This window comes from Lysobacter sp. TAB13, assembly GCF_052113885.1.
Classification (GTDB): Bacteria; Pseudomonadota; Gammaproteobacteria; order Xanthomonadales; family Xanthomonadaceae; genus Lysobacter; species Lysobacter gummosus.
In genome coordinates this window covers 67467-75470 of record NZ_JBFRDR010000025.1, presented here as the reverse complement: position 1 = coordinate 75470, position 8004 = coordinate 67467, and the positions used below count along the sequence as shown (strand labels likewise).

5 protein-coding genes are annotated in these 8004 nt (G+C 64.9%); 2 read left to right on the top strand and 3 right to left on the bottom strand.

Features of this window, described 5'->3' with window-relative positions; genetic code table 11:
- Window positions 1-357: 357 nt before the first annotated feature.
- The 3 genes from AB4Y92_RS22055 to AB4Y92_RS22045 form a co-directional block, all read right to left on the bottom strand.
- Window positions 358-717, bottom strand: coding sequence for a hypothetical protein (locus AB4Y92_RS22055; protein WP_441821607.1), 360 nt, complete (start codon window positions 715-717; stop codon window positions 358-360).
- Between the two features lie 105 nt (window positions 718-822).
- On the bottom strand, window positions 823-2406 hold the full coding sequence (locus AB4Y92_RS22050) for a peptide MFS transporter (RefSeq protein WP_441821606.1): 1584 nt from the start codon (window positions 2404-2406) through the stop codon (window positions 823-825).
- Window positions 2407-2719: 313 nt separating this feature from the next.
- The gene (locus AB4Y92_RS22045) at window positions 2720-3595 is read right to left on the bottom strand and encodes a tryptophan 2,3-dioxygenase (RefSeq protein WP_057944248.1); all 876 of its coding nucleotides are present in this window, start codon (window positions 3593-3595) and stop codon (window positions 2720-2722) included.
- Window positions 3596-3829: 234 nt separating this feature from the next.
- On the opposite strand from AB4Y92_RS22045, the gene AB4Y92_RS22040 reads away from it, so the two are divergent.
- Window positions 3830-3967 carry a hypothetical protein gene (locus tag AB4Y92_RS22040; protein ID WP_441821605.1) on the top strand — a complete coding sequence of 46 codons (138 nt, stop codon included), beginning with the start codon at window positions 3830-3832 and terminating at the stop codon, window positions 3965-3967.
- Between the two features lie 261 nt (window positions 3968-4228).
- Entirely contained in the window at window positions 4229-7759 is a 3531-nt protein-coding gene (locus tag AB4Y92_RS22035; protein WP_441821604.1) for a lamin tail domain-containing protein, read from the top strand.
- Window positions 7760-8004 lie beyond the last annotated feature (245 nt).

Here is an 8004-nt window from a genome sequence, read left to right as displayed (position 1 = left end):
AATGTGGCACCTGCCTGCGCAAGCTACGCACTCGTGGCTTTTGACTCGAAACAGCCCAAAGCGTTTTCTTTGGTTACTTTCTTTGTCGCTTTGGACAAAGAAAGTGACCCGCCGCTTTATGGCGGAAGCGTTTAGCGTTTGATCTTGCTTGTTGCGTTTGATCTTGCTTGAGGCTTCTAAGGACCCTGAAGTCCCTGATCGAAACAACCAGACCCGTGCACTCCCTCCTACCGTCATTCCCGCGAAAGCGGGAATCCAGCGACTTCAAGCGTTCTCGCACGAAAGGCACTGGATTCCCGCGTTCGCGGGAATGACGAGCAAAAGAAGCCTCAAGCGAGAGCGAAAGCGAAAGCAAGATCAAACGCCTAAAGCTTCCGCCATGGAGCGGCGGGTCACTTTCTTTGTCCAAAGCCACAAAGAAAGTAACCAAAGAAAGGGCTTTAGCTGTTTCGAATCAAAAGCCACGAGTGCGATGCTTGCGCGGGCAGGTGCCACATTGGGCATCCTGCCCAAGGTGGCACCCGGCGCACGTCCATGTGCGCCGCCCTTCGGGTGTCCCTGGTCTCGCGAGTTACTAGCGGCGCCCAGCAACGGCAACAGCAAAAGCCGAGCAAAGCCGAAGCAAAATTTCGGCAGCAACAGCAACAGCAACTGCAACTGCAACTGCAACTGCAACAGCAACAGCAACTGCAACTGCAACTGCAACTGCAAGTACAACAGCAACAGCCATAGCGCCCCCGCCAACAGCCCCGCACCAAAAGAAAACGGCAGCCTAAGCTGCCGTTCTCGAACACAACGATCGCCGCAATCAACGCAAAACGATCACTTCACCCCATGCATCAACTTCTGCACCAACGGCGCGATCAGGAACAACAACAACCCCGCGCCCACCAGAACCATGAAGCCGAAACCATAACCAGTCAGCGCCGTAGCCGTGCTCATGCCCTTCTCGCCGCTGACCTCGCCGGCGAAAATGCCCGACAGGTTGTTGCCGATGCCGGTGGACAGGAACCAGCCGCCCATGCCGAAACCGACCAGACGCACCGGCGCCAGCTTGGTCACCATCGACAGGCCGATCGGCGACAGGCACAACTCGCCGACCGACTGGATCACGTAAACCATGAACAACGACCAGAACGGAATCTTGCCCGGCGCCGCGGCGAACGCGGAACCCGGCGATACCGACGGCGCCCACTTCAGCCACGACGGCAAGCTCTCAAGACCCATCGCCGGAACCACCAGCGGGGTCAGCACGACCACCAGCAACAGGAAGGCCAGACCGTTGAAGATCAGGCCCAGGCCGAACTTGCGCGGGATCGAGGGATTGGAGTTGCGCATCGCCACCCAGATCCAGGCGATGATCGGCGCCAGCGCGATGATCGCCAGCGAATTCACCGACTGGAACCACGCGTTGGGGAACACGAAGCCGCCGCTGAACTGACGATCGACGATCTGATCGGCCAGGAAGGTGAAGGAACTGCCGGCCTGCTCGAAGAACATCCAGAACAGGATGTTGAAAGTGAAGATGATCAGCATCGCGATCACTTTGTCGCGCTGCGCCGAGCCTTCGCGGAAGCCTTCGAACAACAGCAGGCCGCACAGCGCCACGAACATCGCCAGCAACACCCACTGCAAGGTGCCGGCGCCGAGCGCGAGCAGGAAATACACCACCGGGATCGCGGCCAGCGCGCCGAGGAACACGTACAGCACTTTCTGCTTGCCCTGGCTGTCGGCCGGCGGACGGCCGATGCCTTCGAGCTGGCGACGGCCGAACCAGAACCAGAACAGGCTGATCAGCATGCCCACGCCGGAGGCCAGGAACACCATCTTGTAGGCCGGCATTGCCGAGGTGCCGAACACTTGCTCGGCCAGCCAGCCGGTCAGGATCGGCGACAGGAAGCCGCCCAGGTTGATGCCCATGTAGAAGATGGTGAAGCCCGAATCGCGGCGCTCATCGCTGACCGCGTAGAGCTTGCCGACCATGGTCGAGATGTTCGGCTTGAACAGGCCGTTGCCGCAGATGATCGTGGCCAGGCCGAACTTGAATACTTGTTCGTTCGGGAACGCGATCATGAACAAACCGGCGGACATGATCGCCGCGCCCAGCAGGATCGAGCGCTGATACCCCAGCACGCGATCGGCGATGTAGCCGCCGAAGATCGCCGCGGCGTAAACCAGCGCCAGGTACGCGCCGTAGACGCGGTTGGCCGGGGCCTGGCCGACGCCGTCGCCGTTGTAGAACTGAGCCACGATGTAGAGCACGAGCGCCCATCGGATGCCGTAGAAGGCGAAACGCTCCCAGAACTCGGTCATGAACAGCATCCACAGGGGCTTGGGATGCCCGAGTCGCTGTTCGAATTCCGGGATGGGCACTTGGCCCTGGATGGATGTCGCGGCTCCGCTCATGCGGTGTCCCCTGTCGTGTGGAAACTGAATGAAAATCCCACGCCGACGGCACGGGTCGGGGAGATTTACCGGTGCGGACCGGTCCCGTCAAACCTTTGTGAAGCTTGGCGAGACGTGTTGCGGCGCAACATTCGCGCTCCTAAACCCCTGAATGGGGATGGATTTTGCGCGGCCGCAGGGGCGAAGTTCGGGGTTCGCGGTGTCTTCGTGCGGCGATCGGGTGACAACTGTCACGCTGGATCGGCTATGCGACGGATGCGGACCGGCCCGCGCGGGCGCACCGCCGCCCGTCGCTGGCCCGCGGCGCCCGGCCTCAATAGCTGCCGGAATCGCCCGCCAGACCGATGCTGGTGCGCACCTCGAACAACTCCGGGAAGAAGGTCAGTTCCAGCGCCTGCTTGAGGAAGCCCACGCCGCTGGAGCCGCCGGTGCCGCGCTTGAAACCGATGATGCGCATCACCGTGCGCATGTGGCGGAAGCGCCACAGCTGGAACTGGGTTTCCACGTCCACCAGGTCTTCGCACAGCGCGTACTCGCGCCAGTACACGTCGGTGTTTTCGTAGATGCGTTCGAACACCGGCTGCAAGGCCGGATCGCTGACGTGCGGATGGCGCCAGTCGCGGCGCAGGTGAGCGTCGGGAATGGCGTGGCCGAAACGCGCCAGATACATCAGGAATTCGTCGTACAGGCTCGGCGAAGCCAGTGCCGTTTCCAGCGTGGCCTGGCCCTGCGGGTCGTGCGCGAACACGCGCAGCATCGCCTCGTTCTTGTTGCCCAGCATGAATTCGATGGTGCGGTACTGCAGCGACTGGAAGCCCGACGACGGCCCCAGGGTCTCGCGAAACCCCATGTATTCCGACGGCGTCAGCGTTTCCAGCACCGACCATTGCTCGGTCAGCTGGCGCAGCACCTGCTTGCAGCGCGACAGCACTTTCTGGCATTGCCAGACCTGATCCAGGCGCAGGTGTTCGATCGCCGCGCGCAGCTCGTGGATGATCAGCTTCATCCACAGCTCCGACACCTGGTGCTGGATGATGAAGAGCATCTCGTCGTGATGGCTGGGCTGCGACAAGGGCTGCTGCGCCGCGAGCAGTTTGTCCAACTGCAGATAGCCGCCGTAGGTGATGCGTCCGTGCAGGTCGGTATGGATACCGCTTTCCAGTTCGCGCTGGTTCTTCTCGACGGACATCGGCGGGGCTCGCGGCAGGGGCGCAAAGCGTAGCGCATCCGCCCGCGCGCGGGGGTCGCGGGCATGGCGACATTGTGTGCTCATGTGGCGCGCTTGCTATGACTCTTTTCGTGCTGATTCGCGGGTATTGCGATGCCTCGCCGACGAACGCATGGTCGTGGCGATCGATTCGCTGCAAGTGCAGCGCGCGCATCAACTCCGCGTTGTTACGACGGGCAGCAGGAGGTCTTGCGCGTGTTCGTGCCGACGCTGGCCGAACAGGCCGGCACCGGCCTGGATCTGGCGGTCTCGGCCACCTCGCAAGCGGCCGAATCCCAGCCTGGGGACAACGGCGCCCAGGTCACGACGCTGTTGACCGCGCCTCAGCCCTGATCGGGGCGGCGTGSGGCGGCGCCTGCGGGCGCCGCCGCTTCCAGGCGAAGCCGGCCCTGGCCGTGCCGCGCCGCAGCATCGCATTGGCTGAATATGCGCGGCCGCGGTACGGCGCGGGGCTCGCCGGCACCGATGCGGCAGCCCGGGTGTGACGCCGATCATGTGAAGTCATCGCACTGCAACGCCAGAAAGTGAGTATTCGTGCACAATCCAGCCGTCTGCGACCGGGGAGGTCGGGCAGACGCTCACTTGGGGAACAACATGGACAAGCGCACGAGCCGCCTTTTGGCGGCGGTGGTATTGGCCTTCGCCGCGGCCGGATCGGCGCAGGCGCAGGTCGTTATCAGTCAGGTTTACGGCGGCGGCGGCAACTCCGGCGCGCGCTACAAAAGCGATTTCATCGAACTGCACAACAACGGCGCCAGCGCGGTCAGTCTGAACGGCTGGAGCGTGCAGTATCAGTCCGCCGCCGGCACCGGCAACTGGACGGTCACGCCCTTGACCGGCTCGATCGCGCCGGGCGGCTATTTCCTGATCAAGGAAGCCGACGGCACCGGCGGCACCGAGCCGTTGCCGACCCCCGACGTCATTCCGACACCGCCCAACAGCAGCCCGATCGCGATGTCCGGTTCGACCGCCAAGGTCGCGCTGGTCAACAACAGCACCGCGCTGACCGGCGCCTGCCCGGCCACGCGCGTGGATCTGGTCGGCATCGGCCCGACCGCGAGCTGCTCTGAAGGCGGGGACAAACCCACGCCGGTGATGAGCAACACCACCGCCGCCATCCGCAAGAACAACGGCTGCACCGACACCGACGTCAACCTCAACGACTTCGACATCGCCGCGGCGACGCCGCGCAACAGCGCCTCGCCGGCGTTCGCATGCAGCGGCGGCAACCAGCCGGTGCTGAGCGTCGCCAACGTCTCGCTGGACGAAGGCAACAGCGGCACCACCTCGTTCGTGTTCACCCTGACCTTGAGCCAACCGGCCGGCGCCGGCGGCGTGGCCTGGTCGGCCTCGACCCTCGACGACACCGCGACCGCGGGCAGCGACTACACCGCCTTGTCGGGCCTGACCGGCACCATCGCCGAAGGCCAGAGCAGCGCGACGGTCACTGTCAACGTCAGCGGCGACACCGTCCAGGAAGCCAGCGAGACCTTCAAGCTGCGCGTGCTGGTCACCAGCGGCGGCCTGCCGGTCCCGCCGGCCTTCGCCGAAGCCACCGCCACCATCGTCAACGACGATGTAGTCATCGTGCCGATCCACGACATCCAGGGCAACGGCGCGACCTCGCCGCTGACCGGTCAGATCGTCACCACCGAAGGTGTGGTCACCGGCCGCAAGAGCAACGGCTTCTTCATCCAGGCCAGCGACGCCGACGCCGATGCCGATCCGGCCACCTCCGAAGGCGTGTACGTGTTCACCAACACCGCGCCGACCGCGGCGGCCACGGTGGGCAACCGCGTGCGCGTCAGCGGCACCGTGGTCGAATTCATCCCGACCGCCGACCTGGGCCAGCTGCCGCTGACCGAGCTGAGCTTCGCCACCTACAGCCAGACCGGCACCGCTTCACTGCCGGTTCCGGTGGTGTTGCCGCAGGTGCTGCCGACCTCGCCGCTGGACGCGCTTGAGCGCTTCGAAGCCATGCGCGTGTCGATCCCCAGCTTCACCGTGACCGCGCCGACCAAGGGCAGCACCAACGAGCCCAACGCCACCGGCACCAGCAACGGCATCTTCCATGGCGTGATCGGCAACCTGCCGCGTCCGTTCCGCGAGCCGGGCATCCAGCCGGGCACGGCGATCCCGGGCGGCGGCACCTCGCCGCCGATCCCGCGCTGGGACGGCAACGCCGAACTGATGACCGTGGACAGCGACGCGCTCGGCGCGCCGAAGCTGGAAGTGTCCAACGGCGCGGTGATCACCGGCATGACCGGCCCGCTGGACTACGGTTTCCGCCGCTACACCCTGCTGGTCGATCCGGCCTCGACGGTCAACGTGACCCCGGGCCCGGCGCCGCACGCAGCAGTGGAGACGGTCGATCCCAATGCGGTTTCGGTGGCGGGCTATAACCTGGAGCGGTTCTTCGATACCGCAAACGATCCCAATACCGACGATCCGGTCCTCACCGCCGCGGCTTACGACCAGCGCAAGAAGAAAGCCTCGTTGGGCATCCGCGATTACCTCAAGACCCCGGATATCCTCGGCACGGTCGAAGTCGAAAACCTGACCACGCTGCAGGATCTGGCCGCGCGCATCAACGCCGACGCGGTCGCCGCCGGCCAGCCGAATCCGAACTACGTCGCTTACCTGATGGAAGGCAACGATATCGGCGGCATCGACGTGGGTTATCTGGTCAAGACCGCCGAAGTACTGCCGGGCAAGCCGCGCGTGGAAGTGGCGTCGGTTACGCAGATCGGCAAGGACACGCAGTGGACCGATCCGACCGGCGCGACCAAGCCGCTCAACGATCGTCCGCCGCTGGCTCTGGACGCGATCGTGCACTACGCCGACGGCCGCGATTTCCCGATCAGCGTGGTGCTGGTGCACCAGCGTTCGCTTAACGACGTCGATACCGAAGACGCGCAAAACTCCGGCGACCGCGTTCGCCGCAAGCGTCAGGCGCAGGCCGAGTTCCTCGCCACCTACCTCAACCAGCGCCAGACCGATAACCCGGCCACGCGCTTGCTGGTGCTGGGCGACTTCAACGCGTTCGAGTTCAACGACGGCTACGTCGATGCGATGAACGTGGTCACCGGCACGCCCACCCCGGACAACGAGACCGTGGTCCCGGGCGACGGCGCCGATCTGGTCAATCCGAACCTGATCAACCTGGCCAGCATCTCCGACCCGAGCGAGCGTTACTCCTTCGTGTTCGACGGCAATGCGCAAAGCCTGGATCACGTGCTGGTCAACGAGGAAATGGTGGTCAGCACCGGCTCGATCCAGCTCGCCCATGCGCGCATCAACGCCGACTATCCGGAGGTCAACCGCAACCTGGCCGACTCGCCCTCGCGCCTGTCCGATCACGACCCGGTGGTGGCTTATCTGGTGCCGCGCGAAATCGCCGATGTGGGCGTGACCGCGACCGCCAACGCCGCCACGGCGCAAGTCGGCCAGAGCTACGGCTACTCGGTGGTCGCGAGCAACCACGGCCCGGGCCGCGCCGACGCGGTCGGCGTGGGCTTCGCCCTCGACGCCGAAGTGCCGTCGCTCAGCGTGACCGCGCCGAACGCGAGTTGGACCTGCGATGCACCGCAGATCGCCAACGGCAAGACCTCGGTGGCCTGCGACATCGCGCAACTGGCGGCCAACGAGAGCGCCACCTTCGCGCTGTCGGCCACCGCCACCGCCGATCTGGCCGGCAAGAGCGTCAAGCTCGCCGTCGCCGGCACCACGACCTCGCAGGACACCGTGGCCGGCAACGACGCGGCCGAGGCTTCGGTGGCGATCACCGCGCCGGGTAGCGATGCCACGCCGATCCATGACGGCGAAATCGTCATCGTGGCCGGCGATGCCGGTCAGGCCCGCGTGTACCGTCTCGACGTCCCGGCCGGTGCGCGCAACCTGCGCATCGTCACCGTCGCCGGTGCCGGTCGCGGCGACATCACCTTGTACGCCAAGCGCGGCAGCCCGGCGACGCCGACCAGCTACGACTTCGTCTCGGCTCGCACCGGCAACAACGAAGTGATCTTCGTGCCGGCACCGCAACCCGGTGCGTGGTTCATCACCGTGCAAGGCGGCGCGGCGGCCTACGACCGCGTCACCCTGAGGCCGAGCTACGCCGGTCCCTGATCGAGTCTTAGCGCAAGTCCTCAAGACCCCGGCCTCACGCCGGGGTCTTTTTTTGGCGCTGACCGACGCTAATCCCGGACGATCCACAAACGCGATGCATGCCTCGCTACGTTCAAAAGATTTCCGGCCGCGTCGATCGATTACATTCCCGTCCACGGACAAAGCAAAACGGCGCTGCCATCGATACCCATACCGCTCCGTCCTGACCCACCCAACGCACAAACCGCGGCAAGTTCACGCTCCGA

Bases quoted from the DNA above. Each gene is read 5' to 3' on its own strand.
- AB4Y92_RS22045 (WP_057944248.1), bottom strand. From the start codon at position 3,595: ATGTCCGTCGAGAAGAACCAGCGCGAACTGGAAAGCGGTATCCATACC.
- AB4Y92_RS22050 (WP_441821606.1), bottom strand. From the start codon at position 2,406: ATGAGCGGAGCCGCGACATCCATCCAGGGCCAAGTGCCCATCCCGGAA.
- AB4Y92_RS22035 (WP_441821604.1), top strand. From the start codon at position 4,229: ATGGACAAGCGCACGAGCCGCCTTTTGGCGGCGGTGGTATTGGCCTTC.